General features: G+C 61.6%; 17 protein-coding genes. 12 read left to right on the top strand and 5 right to left on the bottom strand.

Going from position 1 to position 19,462, the window contains the following annotated elements; translation table 11 throughout:
- Positions 1 to 14 precede the first annotated feature (14 nt).
- A complete protein-coding gene (locus ACQR3T_RS23630; protein ID WP_428695020.1) occupies positions 15 to 1,370 on the top strand; it encodes an MFS transporter in 1,356 nt (451 codons plus the stop codon).
- Between the two features lie 23 nt (positions 1,371 to 1,393).
- On the opposite strand, the gene ACQR3T_RS23625 is transcribed toward ACQR3T_RS23630, so the two are convergent.
- From ACQR3T_RS23625 to ACQR3T_RS23610, 4 genes are read right to left on the bottom strand one after another with little or no spacing between them, the layout of a single operon-like run.
- Entirely contained in the window at positions 1,394 to 2,803 is a 1,410-nt protein-coding gene (locus ACQR3T_RS23625) for an MmgE/PrpD family protein (RefSeq protein WP_428695019.1), read from the bottom strand.
- Positions 2,800 to 3,960, bottom strand: coding sequence for a CapA family protein (locus ACQR3T_RS23620; RefSeq protein WP_428695018.1), 1,161 nt, complete (start codon positions 3,958 to 3,960; stop codon positions 2,800 to 2,802). The genes ACQR3T_RS23625 and ACQR3T_RS23620 overlap by 4 nt, the downstream gene beginning before the upstream one ends.
- A gap of 31 nt (positions 3,961 to 3,991) precedes the next feature.
- Positions 3,992 to 4,915: a PaaX family transcriptional regulator gene (locus ACQR3T_RS23615; RefSeq protein WP_428695017.1), complete on the bottom strand. Its 924-nt coding sequence runs from the start codon at positions 4,913 to 4,915 to the stop codon at positions 3,992 to 3,994.
- A complete protein-coding gene (locus ACQR3T_RS23610) occupies positions 4,912 to 6,144 on the bottom strand; it encodes a cytochrome P450 (protein ID WP_428695016.1) in 1,233 nt (410 codons plus the stop codon). The genes ACQR3T_RS23615 and ACQR3T_RS23610 overlap by 4 nt, the downstream gene beginning before the upstream one ends.
- Before the next feature lie 232 nt (positions 6,145 to 6,376).
- Here ACQR3T_RS23610 and ACQR3T_RS23605 point away from each other — a divergent pair, with 232 nt between their 5' ends.
- From ACQR3T_RS23605 to ACQR3T_RS23575, 7 genes are all read left to right on the top strand, one after another.
- The gene (locus ACQR3T_RS23605; RefSeq protein WP_428695015.1) at positions 6,377 to 7,441 is read left to right on the top strand and encodes an ABC transporter substrate-binding protein; all 1,065 of its coding nucleotides are present in this window, start codon (positions 6,377 to 6,379) and stop codon (positions 7,439 to 7,441) included.
- Positions 7,442 to 7,469: 28 nt separating this feature from the next.
- Positions 7,470 to 8,318, top strand: coding sequence for an ABC transporter ATP-binding protein (locus ACQR3T_RS23600; RefSeq protein ID WP_428695014.1), 849 nt, complete (start codon positions 7,470 to 7,472; stop codon positions 8,316 to 8,318).
- Positions 8,315 to 9,127 (top strand): ABC transporter permease, encoded by an 813-nt coding sequence (locus tag ACQR3T_RS23595; protein ID WP_428695013.1) that lies wholly within the window; start codon positions 8,315 to 8,317, stop codon positions 9,125 to 9,127. The genes ACQR3T_RS23600 and ACQR3T_RS23595 overlap by 4 nt, the downstream gene beginning before the upstream one ends.
- Positions 9,112 to 9,903 (top strand): ABC transporter permease, encoded by a 792-nt coding sequence (locus tag ACQR3T_RS23590; protein WP_428695012.1) that lies wholly within the window; start codon positions 9,112 to 9,114, stop codon positions 9,901 to 9,903. The genes ACQR3T_RS23595 and ACQR3T_RS23590 overlap by 16 nt, the downstream gene beginning before the upstream one ends.
- 287 nt (positions 9,904 to 10,190) lie before the next feature.
- A complete protein-coding gene (locus ACQR3T_RS23585) occupies positions 10,191 to 12,116 on the top strand; it encodes an FAD-dependent monooxygenase (RefSeq protein WP_428695011.1) in 1,926 nt (641 codons plus the stop codon).
- Positions 12,117 to 12,158: 42 nt separating this feature from the next.
- The gene (locus tag ACQR3T_RS23580) at positions 12,159 to 13,073 is read left to right on the top strand and encodes an alpha/beta fold hydrolase (RefSeq protein ID WP_428695010.1); all 915 of its coding nucleotides are present in this window, start codon (positions 12,159 to 12,161) and stop codon (positions 13,071 to 13,073) included.
- A gap of 2 nt (positions 13,074 to 13,075) precedes the next feature.
- The gene (locus tag ACQR3T_RS23575) at positions 13,076 to 14,017 is read left to right on the top strand and encodes a 3-carboxyethylcatechol 2,3-dioxygenase (RefSeq protein ID WP_428695009.1); all 942 of its coding nucleotides are present in this window, start codon (positions 13,076 to 13,078) and stop codon (positions 14,015 to 14,017) included.
- Between the two features lie 139 nt (positions 14,018 to 14,156).
- Here the strand turns inward: ACQR3T_RS23575 and ACQR3T_RS23570 are convergent, their stop codons facing one another.
- The gene (locus tag ACQR3T_RS23570) at positions 14,157 to 14,915 is read right to left on the bottom strand and encodes a GntR family transcriptional regulator (RefSeq protein WP_428695008.1); all 759 of its coding nucleotides are present in this window, start codon (positions 14,913 to 14,915) and stop codon (positions 14,157 to 14,159) included.
- A gap of 668 nt (positions 14,916 to 15,583) precedes the next feature.
- Between ACQR3T_RS23570 and ACQR3T_RS23565 the strand changes: the two genes are divergently transcribed.
- The 4 genes from ACQR3T_RS23565 (at position 15,584) to ACQR3T_RS23550 (ending at position 19,396) form a co-directional block, all read left to right on the top strand.
- Positions 15,584 to 16,279: a cyclase family protein gene (locus ACQR3T_RS23565; protein ID WP_428695007.1), complete on the top strand. Its 696-nt coding sequence runs from the start codon at positions 15,584 to 15,586 to the stop codon at positions 16,277 to 16,279.
- Between the two features lie 226 nt (positions 16,280 to 16,505).
- Positions 16,506 to 17,579 (top strand): LLM class flavin-dependent oxidoreductase, encoded by a 1,074-nt coding sequence (locus tag ACQR3T_RS23560; RefSeq protein WP_428695006.1) that lies wholly within the window; start codon positions 16,506 to 16,508, stop codon positions 17,577 to 17,579.
- 30 nt (positions 17,580 to 17,609) lie between these two features.
- On the top strand, positions 17,610 to 18,230 hold the full coding sequence (locus tag ACQR3T_RS23555; protein WP_428695005.1) for a cysteine hydrolase family protein: 621 nt from the start codon (positions 17,610 to 17,612) through the stop codon (positions 18,228 to 18,230).
- Positions 18,231 to 18,289: 59 nt separating this feature from the next.
- The gene (locus tag ACQR3T_RS23550; RefSeq protein ID WP_428695234.1) at positions 18,290 to 19,396 is read left to right on the top strand and encodes an alcohol dehydrogenase catalytic domain-containing protein; all 1,107 of its coding nucleotides are present in this window, start codon (positions 18,290 to 18,292) and stop codon (positions 19,394 to 19,396) included.
- Positions 19,397 to 19,462 lie beyond the last annotated feature (66 nt).

The raw sequence follows: 19,462 nt of genomic DNA, 5'->3' as shown, positions 1-19,462 counted from the left end.
ACAAAGGATGCTCGATGACAACTCGATCACCACACGTTCACGAGGCCAACGACGCAGACTCGAAACGGACCTCGCCACTTCGGGTCGCACTTGCCAGTTTCATCGGAACCACGGTGGAGTACTACGACTTCTTCATCTACGGCACAGCCTCCGCACTGGTGTTCCCGAAACTCTTCTTTCCTGACGCCTCTCCGCTGATGGGCGTGCTGCTGTCGTTCGCAACGTTCGGTGTCGGTTTCCTCGCAAGACCGATCGGCGGCGTCGTCTTCGGTCATTACGGCGACCGTCTGGGCCGAAAGAAGATGCTCATCATTTCCCTGGTGGGGATGGGCGCGGCCACGATTCTGATGGGGCTTTTGCCCGGCTATGCGCAGATCGGTGTCGCAGCACCGATTCTTCTCACAGTGCTCCGTTTGGCGCAGGGCTTCGCTGTAGGCGGTGAATGGGGAGGTGCCACCTTGATGGCCGTCGAACACGCACCGACAGCACGCAAGGGGTTTTACGGATCGTTCGCGCAAATGGGTGCACCAGCCGGAACTGCGACCGCGACGATGGCATTTCTGGCAGTTTCGCAGCTTCCCGACGAGCAGTTCCTTTCGTGGGGATGGCGGATTCCCTTTCTCTTCAGCGGGGTGTTGATCGTGGTCGGACTGATCATCCGACTATCGCTGTCCGAGAGCCCCGACTTTGCCGCGGTGCGGGCAAAGAACGCCGTTGTGAAAATCCCTGCAGCCGAGGCCTGGCGAACTCACCGACGGGAGATCCTGCTCGTGGCGGGCACTTTCCTGAGCCAGGGAGTGTTTTCCTACATTTGTATGGCCTACCTGGTCTCGTACGGAACGACGGTGGCGGGTATCGATCGGACGTTCACACTGCTGGGTGTGTTTGTGGCCGGAGTCGTGGCGGTCGTGCTCTATCCAGTGTTCGGATCTCTGTCGGATCGGCTGAGCCGCAAGTCGATGTACCTGACCGGTGCGATCGCAATGGCAGTGACGATCTGGCCCGCATTTGTGTTGATCGAGACCGGCAACCGGTGGCTGTTCATGCTTGCGCTCGCGCTGGTCTTCGGTGTTGCCATGGCTCCGGCGGCGGGGGTGACCGGATCGCTGTTCTCGATGGTGTTCCGATCGGACGTTCGGTACTCGGGTGTGTCCATCGGCTATACGCTCTCGCAGCTGATCGGGTCAGCATTCGCACCGACCGTTGCAACTGCGTTGTATGCCTACTCCGGATCGAGCTCCTCGGTCGTGGCGTACCTGCTGCTCGTATCAGCGATCTCGATCGTGTGCGTCATCAAGCTGCCAGGTGGATGGGGCCGGGCCGGTGCGCGTGCGCAGCTGGCCAGTGACGACGCGCTGAACGGCCGTTGACGTCGTGTCGAGGCTGCAGACCTTCAGTCGCCGACGCCTGCAGGCCCGTGCAAGATGCTCTTGCCCTGTCGGACTTGGACATCCGACGATCGCCACCGTGCGACTGTGTTCAGAATCGACTCGATGGTCACGGTGTCGACGGAACCCGCGGTACTGCGGCGAAGTTTGTCTGCAACGTCGTTCCACTGGTACGGCTCGGTCGGTCCGCCGGAGGCGCTTCGGGTGGCCTCGATCGTCGAGCCGTCACGGCGTGTCACCACCACGCGAGCCGACGGTGCCGTTGTGAAAGTCGATTCCTGTTCTGCGCCGACAACGACAGTGATGCGCTCAGCGATCTTCGTGACGGCGGGTAGCTCGAAGTTCGCCGACTCGAACCGGTGGTAATGGAGGGGATCGTTTCCTCCGAGCACCAGGCTCATCGCAAGCGATACATGCAGGCTGAACTGCGCGCCGGTGAGGTCGGAAACTCTTGGACCGATGTGTCCGCAGTGTTCGGCGGTCGTGCGGTCGGTGTAGACGGTGATCGCCTCGACGTCGGACGGATCCAATCGCTGCTCCCGCAGCGCCGTCATCGCGGCGATCGGGGCATGGTTCCCGGTACACGTACTCCATGCTTTGATGCCCAAACCCGCCGTGTTCCATATTGTTCCGAGTCCGTCGGTGAGCGAGTGCAGATCGATTCTGGATCCGCCGAAAGCCGTGGCAAATCCCCGCGGTCCTTCGATAGCCTGTGCTGGGCCGGAAACTCCTCGCCGTGCGAGGTCTGCGGCGCGGATTCCGCTCGCTGCGGCGAATCCGGCGTGGAGTCTTTTCACTTCGCCGCCGGATCGTGTGTATTCCGTGGTGCCGCCGGCCTGGGATGCGGCCAGGCCGAGTGCCCAGGAGGTCTGTGCGGGCGTCATCCGATACAGATTGGCGGCTGCGGCAGCGGCACCGAACGGTCCGAAAGCGCTGGTGACGTGAAAGCTGCTGTCGAGCGTCATTTCCGGCGACATCGCCAGGCCCAGTCGAATGATGGTTTCGTACCCGACCGCCATCGCGGTCAAAAGCTGCCGAGACGTGAGGTCGAGATGTTCACTGATTGCGATCGCCGTCGGCACCGTCACACAACCGGCGTGCACTGCGGCCGGTACGTGGTAATCGTCCAGTTCCAGACCGTGCATCGCGGTGGCATTGACGAACGCTGCCATCGTGGGGCGGGCGCGCTGTCTATCACCGACGACAGAGGCCAGACCGGGTGGTCCTTCCTCTCGGGCGTAATCGCGAGCTGCGACGGTCCACGTTCTGTCTTGGCCTGCAAGCATGGCTCCGATGCCGTCGATCGTGTGCAGCGCGAGCTTGTCCAGCACCACGTCCGGGATGTCGGAGAATGTCGTCTCGGAGATGAACGAACTGAGCTCGGCCGTGACGGTGTTCGGCCGCACGGAAGTCATACGACGAGGTCTTCGTCGCGTGCAACCGGGCGGACCAGGTCGCCGTCGGGTTCGTAGGTGGTGGTCAAGCCGGCTTCGAGGGAGATTCTCTGCATGTAGCGCACGACCGTGTCGTATCGCGGATCGACATTGTCCAGGACTTCCGTCTGCGAATTGTCGTTGATCCAACCGGGTCGAAATCCGTAATCCACCAGTCGGCCGTCTTCCACCGTCAGCTGCGCCAGAATTGTCATCCTCGAGTCGGGCGGAAAGTTGAACGTGGACTCGAAGTTGGGTATCCAGTCCGGATTCAGGCTCATGATCTCCTGAAAGCCTTTGGTTTTCACGTGTTCGGGTGTGACGCGGGTGTCCATCGCGAAGTTGGCCAGGCTGTAGTAGACGGGAACCCCTCGGTAGATCTCGATACCTTTGAGGATGTGGGAGTGGTGCCCCAGAATCACGTCTGCTCCCGCGTCGATCAGAGCGTGTGCGATGTCGCGTTGATAGTCCGCGATCTCGGCAGGGATGAAGTGGATTCCCCAGTGCACGGACACCGCAACGAAGTCTCCGGCGGCCTTGAGTCGGCGGACGTCCGAGACGAGTCGAGCCAGGTCTTCGCGATGAGCGAAGGTATGGATGCGCGGTGGGGTACCCGGCTGGTCGTGTTCGATCTGCTCGTACACGGTGAAGGCCCGCATCGGGGCGCACCCTGGTCGGTTCTCGGTAGCCCAGAAGCTGTGCGGCAGAATCGAACTGCAGGAGAGGAAGCTGATGCGTGTCCCGCGTACGTCCAGCGAGGTCGGTCGACGCGCGTCGGCCAGGTTCGCCCCGACTCCGACCGCGAGCATCCCTGCTGCGGTGATGTTGTCGATCGTGTCGAGCATGGCAGCGGCACCGAAGTCCATGCAATGGTTGCCGGCAAAGGAGATCACGTCGAAACCCGCGTCGGCGATCTCGGCCGCATCTGCAGGCTTGGCGCGGACGGTATGGCGAACCTGGGGGAGTCGTGAACCTTGTTCGGAGAGAACGAATTCGAGTTGGCCGAAGGTCACGTCGGAATCCTGTAGCACCGTCCGATTGATCTCGAACAGCTCACTAGCGTCGTCGCGGTCGGGGCCGATATCTCCTACGGCTGTGATCGTGATCGGGCCTGCGTCACGTTGGGTGGGGTCGTTCACGGTGAGTCTCTCGTTTCGATGTGGCAGAGCGTCACGGCATCCCGGTCAACGGACCCATGCCCTTGGCTGGAATGTTCATTCCTGCAATCTGGGCGCTGGTCGGGGACCGGACGTCGTCTGCGAGGTCGGGTGCGAATTCGGTGAGCAGGCTTCGCAGCCTCATGTCGGCCAGCTCTGCGAGTCCGTCGTAGATGCTGATGAACATCTTTCGTGCCTGTTCCAGCGGCCACGGTTCTGGCCGAATACCTTTGGGTAATGCAGGGTCGTGGTCGGGGAAGTACCGCCACCTGTCCATCACAGATGTGCGTTGCAACAGCGCGTCCGCTGCGCCGATCTCGCCGGCCTCCATACGCTGTTTCAACGGTGCGAAGTCGGCAACGAACTCCTCGTAGTGTTCGCGCAGCTTCTCGGTCGAGAAGGCGTGGACCGGATCGCCGGAACCGAAGACGCTGGCGACGTCGGCGTGGGTGAGGACTGTCGCCTTCTGCAGTTCCAAGATTTTCAGCGCAGCCGCAGCGTGCTCGGGTAACGCACCTGGTTTCACCCACACCCCGTCGTACAACATGGCGAAGCGCATGCTGGCCAGCCGATGTCGAACCAAGTGACGTTGTGCACGGTCTTTCTCCGCCACCGAGAACAGCACCATTGTCCAGGTGCCGTCCCATCCTGGTTCGGTGTCACCGAAGTTGACGATTTCGCTGAGGCGTTCGGCATGGTGGTCGTGTGCGTCGTCGCTCAGTCTGTAGAAGGTGTTTCGTCCTGGTTTGCTGACTTCGAGCAGGCCACGTTTCGCAACTCGGCTCAGACCGTTTCGAGCACCGACTTCGGTGACATCGAACTCCTGCAGTAGACGGACCAGAAATGCCGACGGGATAGGCGCGCGCTGACCGTAGAAGTAGGTACCGAGGAGTGTGATGAGCAGATTTTGAGAGCTCGGCTGCGGCGGCGAGCTCACGCCGACTCTCTGGTCGTCGACCGGACGGGAACCGAGACGGGTCCGAATTCGAGCCAGTTCATCATCTCTACCTCTCCTGCGAGCGAAAATTCCTCGATTCCGCGAACAAGCTCTTCGATGGCGATGCGAAGCTCCATTCGTGCGAAGAAAGCGGCGGGGCAAGTATGGACCCCGACCCCGAACGCGATGTGCTGATTCGGCATGCGGTCGAGCTTGAACTCGTGTGGATCGTCGAAGACGTCGGCATCCCGGTTCGCGGAGGGAAAGATCATCGCAATCGGTTCACCTTCCGTAATTTCGCGGCCGCCTATCACCACGTCCTCCACCGGCGTTCGTGAGAACACTCGGTAAGGAGAATACAAGCGTAAGAACTCCTCGACCGCTGCTGGGATGAGTTCCGTGTGCTCACGAAGCCGTTTGTGCAGCTGCGCATCGCGCGCCAAGTGAACCGCGGCGCTGCTCATCACCGCATGCGGCGCGGCCATTGCTGCGACGAGCATCTGACGAATGGACGCCACGACCATCTCTTCGGTGATCGGGTCGACTTCGGCCTCGCAGGCGGCGAGCAAACCGGACACCATGTCGGCGTTGCTGTCGAGTGGTTCGGCTTTGCGTCCTTCCACGATCTCGCGTGCGACGTCGTACAACTCGAGCGAGAGACGGCGGACTTCGACGTGGTTCATGGCTTGCACCTCGAAGTTGTATGCGACGGAGAGCTTTCTGACACGCAAGACCAATTCGTCGGGCAGTGAGAGCAGGCGTGAGAATCCGTGTGCAGCGAACGGGAGTGCGAAGTCGGTTGCGAAATCGAACGAGTTTTTGCCGCGTAGCTCCGCGATGAGATCACGCGCGTAGCTGCGCATATCGCCCTCGAGTTTGGAGGTCTGCGCCGATCGAAGCGGACCACCGAGGGGGCGTCGGTAGTACTTGTGCTCGGGCGGATCGAAGTGAAGGGGTGGGCGACGGCCGGTGAAGGAAATTTTCGGAACGACATTCTGCACCGTGGTGGTGAATGTCGTGTGATCCGAGGCCATGTCCACAACATCCTGGTACTTGAACAGCGCCCAGAAGCCGCCGAACTGCTCACTGTGAGCCACTGGGCACTCACTGCGAAACCGTTCGTACACCTCATGTGAACTGTCGAATGTCTCCGGCTGTAGCGGGTCGAATTCGAGATCCTTGCCCACTGGACAGCGGTCGCGGTCGTTACCTGCCGAATGCGGGGTCATGTGATGCTCCTCTCAATGTATGGATGGCTTGAAGCATCGCACTAGTAAAGACGACCGTCAAGCTTGATGAGGAATGAATCGAATCCGACCTCCGCTACGACTGCTCTTGGGGCCTGTGTTTTCACCTAATTACGAAAAATAGTCGTCGGTAAGGTTGACGTACGTCACTGTGATTGCGAGTATATTGGCATCGCACCGTAATGTGCATCACATCTTCGATCTAGGGGTCCCCATGCACCTCCGTTCCACAATTGCCGCCGCGGGCGTCGCGTGTGTTGCCGCCGCAACACTGACGTCTTGTTCGGGAGGGTCTGCCGAGGAGCTCACCGACTTCCGTGTGGGCGTGTTCTCCGCCGACGTGACGTTCGGGGCGTTCTACTCGGCGATCGGCGAGGGCGGGGCATTGTCGAAAGTCCTCGACGACGCCGGCGTCGAGCTCAGCATCGAGACCATTCCGTCCGGATCCAACTTGGTAGCCGCATTAGCGGGTGGATCGGTGGACGCCGCCATAGTGCCCGGTGCCTCCGTGCTCGGGGTCGACGCACAAGGTGGTGATCTGGTGCCACTGATGAACATGTTCGACGGCCCCTCTCAGCAGGTCATCGCCAACTCCGCCTCGCAAGCGGCGAACGGTGACGACGTCCGGGCATTCGACGGGCAGCGCTGGGCTTTCACCAGGCTCGGATCGATTTCTGAGATCAGCGCCCGTCTGACGGCGGAGAACGCGGGGTTGAATTGGTCCGATCAAGAGCAACTGCCACTGGGTAGCGGTTCGGAAACCCAGGCCGTTCTCGAATCCGGCCGGGCCGACATCCTCTCGACATCGCCTGTGAACGCCTCGCAGGCGGTGGCCTCGGGCAAGGCCTACTTGATTTCCAACCCACAAGCAGACGAGACGCTCCCCATCGCCGACCAGCTCAATTCCGTGTTCACCACCTCGACGAAGTTCGCCGAACAGCATCCCGACTTCGTCCAGCAGGTTGTCACTGCGTTGGTCGGTGAACTGTCCGGACTCGCGACGACGCCCTCCGCCGCCGAGGCGCTGGAAACGATGTCTCCCGCATTCGTCGACGCTGTCGGAGACACATGGGAACTGCAGTGGGACTATTCGATCACTGGATTCGCCAGAGCCTCGGGTGGGTTCTCGCCCGCCGAAATCGAGCAAACTCTGACCGGGGCAACACTTGTCGACGTAGTCGAGGACGGCTACGAACCCAGTGGCGACCTCTTCGACAACAAATACGTATTGGCTGCGTACGACGAGCTCGGCGTGACCGTGCCTGCCGCGCTCTCCTGAGTTACGACTTTCGATGAAAAGGATCGACATGACACCTTCTCAGCTGACAACCTCCGAGGATCTCACCGGCACGCGCATCACACATGCGGTTCAACTGTCCGCAGTGGCTCAGACGTACACGAGCAAACGTGGAACGCATACTGCGGTGTCCGGCGTGGACCTCGTCATCGACGAGGGCCAGTTCGTCTCCGTCGTCGGCCCATCGGGATGCGGGAAGTCGACGTTGCTTTACATGATTGCGGGGCTGCGTCCGCCGACCTCGGGGCAGGTCTCGGTTCTCGGAAGGACGGTCGACGCCCGGAGTGGGCCACACCCGGATGTCGGCTTCGTCTTCCAGCGCGACGCGCTGCTCCCATGGCGCACAGCGCTTCAGAACGTGGCGCTCGGCCTAAGGTACCGTGGCGAATCCAAGACCGATGCCGCGGCGGAGGCGAAGGATTGGTTGGCTCGCGTCGGCCTGGCCGGCTTCGAGGATTCCTATCCGCACCAGCTCTCCGGTGGCATGCGCAAACGCGTGTCCATCGCAGCCAGTTTGGTCCTCAAGCCACGCATACTTCTGATGGACGAACCTTTCAGCGCCCTCGACGCGCAGACCCGAAACCTCATGGAGAACGACCTACTCGAATTGTGGGCCGAAACCCGTCAGACCGTCGTGTTCGTCACGCACGATCTGGAAGAAGCTGTCGGACTCTCGGATCGTGTCGTCACGCTCACGCGCGGACCGGGCACCGTCCTCACCGATCGAATCGTCCCGATCTCACGGCCGCGCAATCTCCTGGAACTGCGTTTCGACAGCGAGTTCACCCGCATGCACGAACAGCTGTGGAGCGATCTACGCGACCAGGTGACGCCGATAGCACCGGGAAGTGAACGATGACGGTCGTAGAAGAGGCTGTCCTGGCACCCGATCGCTCGACGCACGGGACCTCCAGACGATCCTGGCTCGTTCCGATCGCGCAAATTGCTCTGTGGGTCTCACTGCTCGGAGCATGGCAGCTCGCTGCTGCGTTCGGCACCAGTGTGGAAACACTGATCGGATCGCCGGTCCTGGTGTTCGAGCAGCTGGTCGAGTGGATACCCGACCCCGGCTTCTGGACCGACGTCCTCGTGACGTTGCGAAGCGCACTGCTGGGGTTTGTAATCGGAACAGTCGCGGCCTGCGTGGCTGTGACTTTGTCCTGGCCGTTCGAGTTGGTGCGCCGGTTTCTCGCACCGTTCCTGGTCGTAGCAAACGCAATTCCGCGAATTGCACTCGCTCCGCTGTTCATCTTGTGGTTCGGCATCGGAACAACGTCCGCTGCTGTGTTCGTGTCCTCGTTGATCTTTCTCATCGTGTACCTCAACGTCTTCAACGGGTTGTCCTCTATCGACCCGGTGTATGCCCAGAACGCACGAGTGCTCGGTGCCGGTGCCGGGTGGTTGGCGTCCTCGGTCTACGTACCGGCTGTCGCTGGTTGGCTGGTTACAAGCCTTCGCCTCGCTGTGATCTGGTCGGTCCTGGGTGCCGCACTCGCGGAGTACCTCGCGGGGTCGTCCGGGTTGGGGTCGTACCTGTCGCGGGGAAACATACTCGGTGAGCCGGCATTGCTGGTGGGTGCCGCAATAGTCATAGCCCTGATTTCTTTGGTCGCAGATCGACTTCTCGCATCGATAGAACGGAGATACTCCCAATGGCGACTGTTCTGAGTTCTCGTCGGCGCGGCACCTATCGCGACTTCGCCATGGTGGTCTGCCAGATCGGCTTCGTAGCTGTGGTGCTGATCGGCTGGGAGCTGATGTCGACCGCGGGAATCATCAACTCGTTCGTGGTCGGGACACCATCGAAAATTCTCGATTACCTCGGCACTTGGCTCGTCGACGGCACGCTGCTCGACAACACTCTCACCACGGTCTTGGTCACCACAGTCGGGTATGCGTCCGCCCTCGCGCTCGGCATCGTCATCGGTACCGTCGCCGGAACCTACGACACGTTCGGAAAGATCATCTCGCCGTTCGTCTCGTTCTGGCAGGGCTTTCCGCGCTTGGTCTTCTATCCGTTCTTCGCTGTGGCTCTGGGATACTCGCTCGGATCGAAGATGATCCACGTGGCCTTCGTGATCGTATTCATGATTATCACCAGTACTGCGGCGGGGGTGGCCAACGTCGATCCCGATGTCAAGAACCACGTCCGAATTCTGGGTGCGAACAGGTGGGAAACAATCCGGGACACGCGATTGCCCGCCGCAGTGCTGTGGGTGGGCACATCGGCACGGATCACGTTCGGGTTCGCCATTCAAGCCGCCATCGTCGCCGAGTTCACCGGCTCCAGCTCCGGCCTCGGATACTTGATGGTTCTGGGGCAGAACAGCTTCAACGTCAATATCGTGTGGGCTGCGACGTTCGCCGCCGTGGTGGTAGCCGTCATCGTGGATCTGCTGCTCACGCGCGTGCAGTCACACTTCTCGCGATGGGAAGCGGGCTGACCGACGGGTTGCGTGCTCGGCCCGGCTCCTGAGTAGCGGAGCAGACGTCCGCGCCTTCTGGCGTTCTAGAGTTCCTCTTTCGGCTCTGCCGCGTGATCTGAATCACTGATAGAGATGAAGGCGTGTACAGCCGTGGGCGTCTGACCAGGACTGGATCGACCGAATCAATTCAAGTTCCGCGAAACCCTTTCTTTGTGCTCATGCAACTGGCATGCTAGTTGTAGTGATGCCGATCACCCACGGAGGCCGATGTGGCCTCGGGTCCATCAACGTTCTGAGAAGGTGCCATGCAGACTTCAGACTTGCCAGCCCCGGGATTCCTACCGTTTCCCGATGACGGCAGCGGTTATGACACGGACGTCGTCATAGTCGGGCTCGGCCCGGCGGGCGGTACGGCCGCCCTCGCACTCGCGACCTACGGGGTCCGCGTTCACGCCGTGTCGATGTTCCCTTGGGTCGCGAACTCGCCTCGTGCACACATCACGAACCAGCGGGCGGCCGAGGTGCTACGCGATCTCGGTGTCGAAGAAGAAGCGCGTCGCTACGCAACTCCGTGGGATCAGATGGGCGATACCCTCTTCACCACCAGCTTGGCAGGAGAGGAGATTGTCCGCCTGCAGACCTGGGGGACGGGCGATCTGCGCTACGGCGATTACCTGAACGGTAGCCCCTGCGCGATGCTGGACATTCCGCAGCCGCTGATGGAACCGGTGATGGTCAAGAATGCTGCCGAGCGTGGCGCGATCATCAGTTTTCACACGGAGTACATCGACCACGTCCAGGACGACAACGGTGTGACCGTTCGGCTCCGAGACGTGCGATCCGGTCACGTCTTCGAACAACGAGCCCGTTACCTGCTCGGCTTCGACGGTGCCCGGTCGAAAATTGCCGAGGAGCTGGAGCTGCCCTTCCAGGGAGAGCTCGCGCGGGCGGGAACTGCGTACATCCTGTTCAATGCCGATCTGAGCAAATACGTAGCCCACCGCCCCAGCATCCTGCACTGGATCATGAACTCCAAGGCCGGATTCGGTGAAATCGGCATGGGCCTACTGCGAGCGATCAAGCCTTGGAACCAGTGGATTGCAGGCTGGGGATTCGACATGGCCGACGGTCAGCCCGACGTTTCCGACGAGACCGTCGTCGAGCAGATCCGAACCTTGGTCGGTGACCCGGAACTCGACATCGAAATCGAGGCGCGTTCGTTCTGGTACGTCAATCAGCAGTACGCCGAGCACTACCAGTCGGGCCGCGTCATTTGCGGCGGCGACGCCGTTCACCGCCACCCACCGAGTAGCGGACTGGGCTCCAACACCTCCGTCCAGGACGCGTTCAATATCGCCTGGAAGCTGGCGTTCGTCGTGAAGGGGTATGCCGGGACGGATTTGCTCGAGACCTACTCACCGGAAAGGGTGCCCGTCGGCAAGCAAATCGTGGCCCGGGCGAATCAGTCACGCAAGGACTACGCGGGCCTGCGTGAATGGTTCGCGAACGACAGCGCCGACCCCGTACTCGACGGACTGGCCAAGCTCAAGGAGCCGACACCGGAAGGAGTCGCACTTCGCGAACGCCTCTACGAGGCACTCGAGCACAAGAACACCGAGTTCAACGCCCATGGCGTGGAGCTCAACCAGCGGTACGAGTCCACGGCTGTCGTCCCGGGTCCAGACCTCGCTGAGGAGCAGTGGCCGAGAGATCGGGAGCTCTACTTGCAGGCGACGACGCGCCCCGGTGCCAAGTTCCCGCACGCATGGCTGGTCGGCAGCGACGGCTGCAGGATCTCCACTCTCGACGTGGTCGGCAAGGGCATGATGACCCTCGTGACTGGCATTGGCGGGCAGGCGTGGAAGCACGCCGCAGCCGGACTCGATCTGCCGTACCTGCGCACCGTCGTGATCGGCGAACCGGGAACCATCGACCCGTACGGCTACTGGCGTCGAATCCAGGAGGTCCACGAGGCGGGCGCGATCTTGGTGCGGCCCGACGGCTATGTCGCTTGGCGACACGTCGAGCCCATCTGGGACGACGCCGAGGCGCGCACGAATCTGGAAGATGCCTTGAGCAGCATTTTGAGTAGCCCTGTCGGGAAGGCCGGCATCGGTGACTCGTCGGACGGCACGGCTTCGACGGCTCCGCAGTACGACACCACTCCTGCGCCGATCACCGTTCCTCAGGCAACGCCCGAGGACGCTATGGCCAACGCACAGGGAAGCTGATTTGTTCAGCGTCGGAACACAATCGAAAGTAGACGAATTCACATGACGCATCCGTACACCAGCGTGTGGAACGACCTGAATCAGGTCGAGTTCTCGCAGGGATTTCTCCAGGCCGGGCCCTACCGGACCCGTTACCTGCATGCAGGCGACAGCTCGAAGCCCACACTGCTTCTGCTGCACGGCATTACCGGCCACACCGAAGCGTACGTCCGAAATCTCCAGGTGCATGCCGAGCACTTCGATGTCTGGGCTATCGACTTCATCGGCCACGGCTACTCGAGCAAGCCGGATCATCCGTTGGAGATCAAGCACTACATCGATCAGGTGCAGCACGTCTTGGACGAGCTCGGCACGGAGAAGGCTTACTTCAGTGGCGAGTCGCTCGGCGGCTGGGTCACGGCGCGTCTGGCAGCTTCTCATCCCGATCGCGTCGAGCGGATCGCCCTGAACACCATGGGCGGCACCATGGCCAATCCCAAGGTGATGGAACGGCTGTACACGCTGTCGATGGAAGCGGCGAAGGATCCGAGCTGGGAGCGAGTGAAGGCTCGACTCGAATGGCTCATGGCCGACCCGACGATGGTGACAGACGACCTGATCAGGACTCGACAGGCGATCTTTCAGCAGCCGGACTGGCTCGAAGCGTGCAAGATGAACATGGCACTGCAAGATCCCGAGGTGCGTGCCCGCAACATGGTCACGGACGACGAGCTGCGGTCCATTCAGGCAGAAGCCCTCGTGATCTGGACGACCAAGGACCCCTCCGGTCCGGTGGACGAGGGCCGGAGAATTGCCTCGCTGCTCCCGAACGGGCACCTGGAGGTCATCGAAAACTGTGGCCACTGGCCGCAATACGAAGACGCAGCCACCTTCAATCGAATCCATCTCGATTTTCTACTGGGACGCGCCGAGAACACCACCGCCGGTGACATTCGCGTCTCGGCCGGGCGGGAGTGACTGTGGCACTAGCACTATTGGCCATGAGCCACAGTCCGCTGCTCGAGCACGCAGTACTCCCCGCCGATGTCGCGGCAGAGCTGGAAGCCGCGTTCGACACGGCGCGTACATTCGTGCACGATTTCGATCCCGACATCGTCGTGAACTTCGCACCCGACCACTACAACGGCTTCTTCTACACGCTGATGCCGGCGTTCTGTATCGGGTACGCAGCCGAAAGCATCGGCGATTACGGTAGTCAGGCCGGCCGACTGGACGTTCCCGAGGATTTCGCCCGTAGCATCGCCGAACACGTCTTGGCTGACGGAATCGATCTCACCGTGTCACTGGACATGCAGGTCGATCACGGCGCAGTGCAACCGATGGAGTTGATGTACAAAGATATCGCGGCCAAGCCGGTCGTTCCGGTGTTCATCAATTCCGTTGCACCTCCGTTCACTCCTGTCGAGCGAATCCGGCTGTTGGGTGAATCCATAGGTCGCTACCTGTCGACTGTCGACAAGAAGGTGCTGCTCATCTCGTCCGGCGGTCTCTCGCACGATCCACCCGTCCCGAGGCTGACGACGGCAACACCGGAACAGCGAAAGGCGTTGCTGGGCAAAGGAGGACCGATCTCTGCCGAGGCCCGCGACGCGCGTCAACAACGGGTGATCGATGCGGCGCGAAACTTTGCAGCCGGCACCGCGGACATCCAGGAACTGGCACCGGAATGGGATCGAGAACTGATGCGAATCCTGGCCTCCGGCGATCTGACACCGCTCGACAGTTGGTCGCCGATGGAGATGACCGAGATCGCCGGAAACTCGTCTCACGAGGTGCGCACGTGGATCGCCGGTTACGCTGCGCTCTCGGCAGCAGGCGGTTACGAGGTCGAGTACAGCTACTACCGGCCCATCAAAGAGTTGATCGCAGGATTCGGATTGACCACGGTCGTCCAACGCTGAGCTGAGCGCGGCACGCTGTCGTCCGATCGGTGTCATTCGAGAGCGATACCGATCGGACGAGATCCGATCCGATCATGACACGGTCTTGCAGCGAAAGCCGTTGCCGCCCATGCGCCACAACCTACAGCGCGGTCGCGGATCAACCTGCGACGTTTCGATTCTCCGATTCGTTTCGGATCACCTCGACGGTACCCACGATGTGGTGCTCCATTGCCTCACGGGCCCACCGCTCGTTGCCGGCGCGGATGGCGTCCGAGATGCTGCGGTGGTCGTGCTGGCGGTCGTTCAACGCAGTCGAGAGTGGGTTGTCGACTCCCGTGGTGTTGATCAGGAAGTCCGACAGATCCCACATTCGCTGTGATGTCTCGGCCATGATGCGCGAGTGCGCCATCCTGTGAATGACGGCATGGAACTCACGGTTCTGCAGTCGGTAGCCGTGTGCGCGCACTGCCGCGTCATCGGATGAGATCAGGCCGTCGACGTTGGCGGAGACGGCATCGAGGTCTCGAAGTTGGGCGTCGGTGCGCCTGAGGGCAGCGACGCCGGCGATAGTGCCCTCGAAGCCGCCGAACAGTGTGAAGAAGTCCTCGACTTCCTGACGCGTGTACGAGACGACCTGTACGCCGACTTGAGGAACGATATCGACCAGCTTGTCGCTCGACAGGTGCCGTAATGCATCCATGACCGGTTGTTTACTGACACCGAATTCTTGTCGGATCGACTCCACGACGATCTTCTCGCCGGCGGCGTAAGCGCCCTCGAGTAGGCGTCCCTTGAGCGTGTCGTAGAGCACGGCGGAAAGCCTGGCACCGGTCAGTCGAACATTCACATGACCTGGCGTGCCGGGGTTGTCGGTCAGATCCCATGCCGTACTCGCTGTCCTGACGTGATCGGTCATGCAGACGACCTTCTCTCTCTAGGCCGATGGCGGACTCGATTTTAGCCGTTGTGGTTCGGGTCACTTTCGCCTAGGTTCGCTAACAGGCTAGCATTCCACCCCAGCGTGGTGTGGATCTTTCTCGCTCTCTCGGGTCATCGTCCCGTTCCACATTCAGGAGTCGCACATGCGCGCAATCACAGTCGCTCAGGCCCTCTCGCGTCGAGAGATGCTCGTCAGGGCCGGCCTCGTGCCGACCGCTCTCGCACTGGGCGGACTCACCGCGGCCTGCTCGACGACGCAAGACACGCCTCCGTTCCCTGGGCAAGCGACTGGACCCCAACCGATCGGCACAGTCGAGGAGCTGGATTTCGACGACACCGTGATCGATGCCGCATTCGTCCGAGGGGGTGGGTGGGGGCCGTCGAGATACGGATCGGGCGACGAGCGAGGGACGCTGAACGAAGTGACTCCGGAAAGACTGCCTCCGCACTCGCGATGCTCGGCGGATCGGCGGTGCGGACCTACGATCTGTCCGAGCGGCTGTTCAGTGGGTTCCCGGCACTCGCCACCCCGGCTGCGCCCCGAATCTACGAACAGCGTTTGTTCGTCAGCGGATTCGACCCCGGCCCTGGCTTCGAGGGGATCCTCGGCCGACGACACCGAGAGATTCGAACGAGTTCAGTTCGGTGGAAGAGCGATTCCCGCTGGGAGGTACCTATCAAATAGGTACTCAGCTCGACAATCTGAACCACATTGCGGTGGGGGACTACTTCTACAACGGGTTTCGAGGTTCCGACATCGCCGTCACTTCGGGTACTACCAAGCTGGGCGCTGAACATATCGGTCCGGTCATCACTCGCGGAATTCTGCTCGATGTCCTCACCGACAAGCAGGAGCGCTCCAGTAGTGGCGATCTCGTCCAAGCACCCAACGGCCGGTTCGCCCTTCGCGACGACTACCGCATCACCGTCGAGGACCTGAAGAAGGCTCTGGATCGATCCGGAGTCGAACGAATCGAACCGGGGGACGTGGTGCTGATCCGAACAGGGTGGAATCAGATGCTCTACAGCGATCCGACGCGTTTCACAGGGTTTCATCCGGGCCTGTACCTCCGCGAGACGCGCTGGTTGTCCCAGTTCCGGCCTGCGATCGTCGGAGCCGATACCTGGGGCGTGGGGCTGCTGGCGGGCGCGGATGTGGAGGGATTCGCCCAATGCCACCAAGAGTTCATCGTGCACAACGGGATTCGACTGCAGGAAAGCGTGATGCTCGATGAATTGGCACGGGACCGGGTGTACCGATTCGTGTATGTCCTGACCCCGCCCAAGGCGTCCGGGGCCACAGCGATCAATGCCGGTCCGGCAGCGCTGACGCCTGCATGACGGCAGGAGTAGTGCCGCATCACCGATTCGTGGTCGTCGTGCTCGAGCCTGGTGTGTTGCGCCGTACTGCAGCCCCTCCTTGTGGTCCAGATCACCGTCGGTTATGGTGATCTGGAACGCTAGCATTCCAGGTTCCCGAGTCTGAGTGACTCGCACGTGCTGTCGGAGCGGGCGTCCCTATCTCGAACCCATTCGGCAGAGCCGCCGAGTCGCAAGGAGAGCCATCATGGAATTCAGCATCGGAACCTGCGCCAAGATCGACCAAGTATCGATGGTCAAGCAGGCAGAGGACCTCGGCGTCACCCACTTCGGAGTAGGCGAGGGGCCACTGTTGTTCAGTGACCCGTACCAGTTCCTGGCGTTGGCCGCCCGCGAGACGAGCACCATTCAGCTCGGCACCATGGTCACCAACCCACTCACCAGGATTGCCCCCGTCACCGCGAATTCGATGGCAACTCTCAACGCACTGGCACCGGGTAGGACCTATCTCGGTATAGGCACCGCCAACAACGCGCTGCGTTCAATGGGCAATCGCACCGCCAAGATCTCGGAGCTCATGCACGCCATCGAGGTCTCCCGAGATCTCATGGCAGGAAAGCGAACAGTCCACAAGTGGCTTGGGCAGGACCGCGAGGTCGAGTTTCTCGACAAAGAAAGTGGTTTCTACAACGTCAAGGACCACATCCCGATCTGGGTTGCGGCAGGCGGGCCGAGGGGATTGGCAGAGGCCGTCAAATACGCCGACGCCATCGTCTACTGCCTCGGCCCCAACCCCGACATGATCAAACTGATTCGGACCCGTCTCGACGAGGCGGTCGCCAACGCGGGCCGCGCACCGGGGTCGGTGAAACTGGTGTCTCTGTCGTGGTTCTACCAGCTCGAGAACGGCGAGACCTGGGAAGACGGCGTCACCAACGGTTTCGGCTCCGGACCGATCAGCTCGTGCATCACCAACTCCGGCCTGATGAACGAACACCGGGACGTACTCGGCGACGCCATCGTCGACGCGTCCATCACCGCCGCCCAGCAGTACCTCGGCGACCCGACAGCTGCGGACCAGCCGCACTATCTCGACACCTGGGCGAAGTACCTGCGCGGACTCGACCCCAAGCACCGCCCGATCATCACCAAGGAACTCGTCGACTACTGGTGCCTCTACGGCTCGCCCGCCGAACTGCGGGAGAAGACGGCGTTGATGCTCGAGTCAGGGGTCGACATCACTCAGGTGTTCTTGTCGAACCCATTTACCGCGCAACGGGATATCGACAACATCGGCCGTTCCATCCTCGCTCACGCCTGAACCCCATCCGACCGAACACAGGAGACCCTCATGGAGCTCGATCCCAGCACCACCGCTCTGATAGTCGTACACGCCCAAGGCGACGTCGTCGGGCCCGACGGCGCGTTCGCGGACTTCTTCTACAACCAGGTCGTCGAGCGTGATGTCATCGCCAAGATCGCCGGTCTGGCCGGCGATGTCCGCAATGCGGGCGGCACCGTCATCTTCACCCGTGTCGCCTGGAAGCCGGATCTGTCGGACCTCGAGGTCAATTCACCGATCCTCGGCATCGTGCAGCAATCCGGTTGCCTGCAGGAAGGCGCTCCGCTCGCCGAGATCGTCGAACCGCTCGCTCCGAAAGACGACGACATCGTCGTGACGCACCAGCGTGTCGGCGGCTTCCAGAACAGCAATCTAGACGAGACCCTTCGCGCGAAGGGCATCACTACAACGGTATTCGCCGGCGTCGCGACCAACTTCTCCGTCGAAGGAACCGCCCGAAACGCAAGCGATCTCGGGTATCGCGTCGTCGTCGTCGACGACGCCTGCTCGGCCGCCACGCCCGAGTCGCACTCAGCCAGCATCGAATCGCTCGGACTGTTGGCAGAGATCGTCACCATCGCGGACGTCACCTCCGCACTCACCACCCACTCCGTGAGCGGTTCCGTATGACCGTCACGACCGAACCCGCTACCGCAGTATCCACCGACGACACAGGAGAAAGCCCCGTGATGACCAACATGCTGGTAGCTCGGCTGCACGACATCGGTGAGCCGATGAAACTCGAGTATCTGCCGGTGCCGACCCCTCGACCGACCGACGTCGTCGTTCAGGTGAAGGCGTGCAACGTCGTTCCCAACCTGGGAAATGTTCTGGCCACCTACGCAGAGTGGTTCCCGTACCTGCCGCTACCGAAGTTGCCCGCCGTATTCGGTCTCGACTCGGCCGGCGTCGTCTCCGCAGTAGGAGAGCACGTCACCGATGTCGCCGTCGGTGATCGCGTGTACGTCAACCCGGGCCTGTCCTGCGGAGGGTGCCGCGCCTGCCGTGAGGGCAAAGACCAGAACTGCGACAAGTACACGTTCATGGGCTATTTCGCTTTCGGGCAGGACGGCCAGAAACTGTTCGATGCATACCCGTACGGCGGGTTGGGTGAGTACCTGACCGCACCTCAGCGAAACCTGGTGAAACTGCCGGATTCGGTGAGTTTCGAGGAAGGGGCGCGCTTCGGCTACCTGGGCACGTCGTTCTCGGCGCTCCGTAAGGCGGGGGCCGGACCGGGCAAAACTGTTCTGATCGACGGCATCTCGGGCACCCTCGGCCTCGGTACGTGTCTGAACGCCCTGGCCCTCGGTGTCACGAAGATCTTCGGAACCGGCCGCAACGCCGAACTTCTGGCGGACGTCCGAGCCATCGCTCCCGAGCGAATCGAAGTCCTGCCCATCGGCGAAGGAAACCTCAGCGACTGGCTCCGCGCACACAACGACGGCGACGGCGCCGACATCGTCATCAGCTCGGTCGGCCCGGGTGCTCCGGCCGAGTCGATCACCGACGCACTGGCAACACTGCGCCGCGGGGGAATCGCGGTCGACATCGGCGGAATGATGGAAAAGCCTGCACTCGATCTGTTTTCGATGATGTGCTCGCAGATCTCGGTGCTCGGCAGTCTGTGGTTCTCGACGGGCGAGGCACAGGACATGGCAGACCTGGCCGCTACCGGCATGCTCGATCTGTCTGTGCTCGAACATCATTCTTTCCCGCTGGAGAAGATCAACGAAGCTCTCAGCAGCCTTCCTGAGCGACACGGTGGGTTCACCAATTTCATCAGTGTTCCCTGACCCCCGTGCCGAGCACTTACCTCGAACTGCACACCGCCCACCGGCCAGATAGATGAGCCGGAATCT

The organism is Rhodococcus sp. IEGM1428 (assembly GCF_050321865.1).
GTDB lineage: Bacteria > Actinomycetota > Actinomycetes > Mycobacteriales > Mycobacteriaceae > Rhodococcoides.
The sequence above is the reverse complement of the archived record's forward strand: the minus strand, read 5'-3'. Positions and strand labels throughout refer to the sequence as shown.